This window comes from Okeania hirsuta, assembly GCF_003838195.1.
In the GTDB taxonomy this organism is placed as follows: Bacteria; Cyanobacteriota; Cyanobacteriia; order Cyanobacteriales; family Microcoleaceae; genus Okeania; species Okeania hirsuta.
In genome coordinates, this window is sequence record NZ_RCBY01000490.1 from 1 (window position 1) to 2,522 (window position 2,522).

Sequence of the window (2,522 nt, forward strand, 5' to 3'; positions counted from 1 at the left end):
ATCCAATCTCAGTCTGTCCGGATATGAAATTGAATTAATAAAACGATGGATCGAGCAGGGCGCAGAATGGAAACCACACTGGTCTTTTATAAAACCCGAGAAAAGTGGACTACCCAAAGTAGGGCAAAGCAATTGGGATTATGTCAAAAAAATCGGAGATCGGGTCATGAAGGATTACCTGGAATGGATGAGTATATGCTGCATCCTCTCTACGGTAGGCCTACCTGTCATATCTATGCCCTGTGGATTTGGTAAGCAGGATTAACCCGTAGGCATTCAGATTGTTGGAAAACCCAGGCTGACCTAGAAGTATTGAGTTAGCCAAGGCGTTCGAAGCTGCCAGTCAGCTATCTGCGAAATTTAATCCTCCTCCCCTATCATTTTAGCATTTGCTGCAGTTTTTTCAGCTATACCTTTATGGGCTTGCATTTGGCCAGTGCTACTACCAATTCTCTGAACCCGGACCGGTTTGGATAAATAATCGTTATGCCCATGGCCAGGACTTCTCTCTTATCTCCTGCAAAAGCATTAGCCGTCATAGCAATGATGTAGGGTTGTTTGTCAGCTGGCCAGCGTTCCCGAATAAGTCTCGTCGCCTCCATGCGTCCATTTCCGGCATTTGGATATCATGAGTATTACATCATAAGTCTGGCGCGAACAAGGAATCAATGGCTTCCTGCCCATTTGCGGCTATGTCTATACGATACCCAATCCGTCCCAACATTCGCTGAGCGACTTTTTGATTAACTACATTATCTTCAGCCAGTAATTTCGGATGGATTTTTCTCACCGATGGACTTATCAAACTCAGATTTTCGATCCTGACTTTTTACCAATACAGGTTGTTTTACAAAAATTCCTACCAAGACATTGACCCAAAGCAGCGGGCTTGAATCGGTTTGTTCAATAAAGCTTCAAACTCAACTGCGATTTTTTGTCTACCTGATTTCCAGAGAAGTGAGCATGATCAATAGGACATCTTTGCTTTTTCAAGCTTGCGGAGGTTTTGAGCCCAATTGGACTCCATCCATACCCGGCATTTGCATATCCAGAATGCCCAATGTCAAAAGGAGTTCTGTTCTATGCACCTCAAGGCTTCTTCTCCGCTATCCACAAAGCACAGCAATCCATTTTCCATCCTTTGGTGTATTGCAAAAGTATGAGTCTGTTTGGTCTCATTATCGTCCCACGATCAGGACACGTTTTTCCAGCCAGTTTTATGCAGAGCTTTCATCATTTCTTTGAGCTCTTTCTGATTTTGTTATGCCGGGCCCTGATGGTAAAATGAAATTGAGAACCTTTCCCCGGGAATTCCTTCACTTGCTACCCACATCGTGCCCCCCTAAGATTGCTTAACTGTTTGCTAATGGCCAGCCCAAGCCCTGTACTCCGTATTTGCGGGTAGTAGACGCATCCACCTGGCTAAAGGACCTGAAAAAGACGCGAAATCCGATCTTTAGGAATCCCTATTCCCGTATCTCTCACCTCAAAATGAAGTTCATATTCTCCTTTTTGAGTATTCAAGCAATTTGCTTTGACACATAGCACCACCTCGCCCTGCTCTGTAAACTTGATGGATTGTTGAGAAGATTCAGGAGAATCTGACGCAGAACGGGTAACGTCCCCGATTATGGTTTCGGGTGTATGCACTTCAATCAGGTAAGCCAACTCCAGTTTCTTGCCTGCAGCTTTATGGGCACAAATCCAGGACTTCCTCTACACAATTTCTCAGGTAGAAAGGTTGCTTTCTAATTCAAGTTTACCCGATTCGATTTTGGAGAAATCCAGAATATCGTTGATGATGGTAAGAAGAGAATCCCCACTGGTTTCGAATGGTGTCCACATATCATGTTGTTCATGATTGAGGGGCGTATCCAATAAAAGACTGGTCATACCGATTACTCCATTCATTGGGGTTCGAAATTTCATGACTCATATTGGCGAGAAATTCCCCTTTAGCTTTACTTGCAGCTTCGGCAGCCCCTTTTGCTTCTTTCAACTTCCCGTTCAATTATCCTTCAGATTGGTAATGTCATGAACAAAGCCTAATAATCCGAAAGGCCTCATCGTCTTCATCAATCAGGGGCACTTTTACTGTATGCAAAAAGGTCCTTCTGCCTTCTTTCTCAATAATGTTTCTTCTTCAATAAATTTCGGGATCCTGTTTTTCGACCACTTCGTCATCATCCTTCCAAAAGCCTTTGATGCCTTTTCCGGATTTTCCATGTACCAGTTCTTTCGGCACTCCTACGCCCAGATCATTCTTACCGATCATGTCTTCACTTTTCATGTCGTGGGCCTCAGCAAAAGCTTTGTTCACAAGGGTATACTTGTGGTCAAGGTCTTTTACAAAAATCCAGTCCGGTGTAGCATCAATGATGTTGCGTAAGAGACGTCGTTCCTGCTCCAGAGATTTTTGAGACAGTCGGAGTTCCCGGTTGGCAGCTTCTGCATTCTCCTTGGCGATCTTAAGCATTTCCTCTGAAAGTTTCCGTTCACTCAAATCATAAACCGTAGTCAGT

3 protein-coding genes and 1 pseudogene are annotated in these 2,522 nt (G+C 43.9%); 1 reads left to right on the forward strand and 3 read right to left on the reverse strand.

Annotated features, from left to right (window positions below):
* Positions 1-265: hypothetical protein (locus D5R40_RS38580; RefSeq protein WP_205127811.1), on the forward strand; the 265-nt coding region annotated here is incomplete at its 5' end.
* Between the two features lie 375 nt (positions 266-640).
* Here the strand turns inward: D5R40_RS38580 and D5R40_RS36670 are convergent.
* From D5R40_RS36670 to D5R40_RS32130, 3 genes and pseudogenes are all read right to left on the reverse strand, one after another.
* Entirely contained in the window at positions 641-805 is a 165-nt protein-coding gene (locus D5R40_RS36670) for a response regulator (protein ID WP_161565157.1), read from the reverse strand.
* 507 nt (positions 806-1,312) lie between these two features.
* Positions 1,313-2,008, reverse strand: a pseudogene (locus D5R40_RS32125) (ATP-binding protein); the annotation flags it as partial.
* 135 nt (positions 2,009-2,143) lie between these two features.
* A partial coding sequence (locus tag D5R40_RS32130; RefSeq protein WP_153183534.1) for a PAS domain S-box protein occupies positions 2,144-2,522 on the reverse strand: 379 nt, incomplete at its 5' end.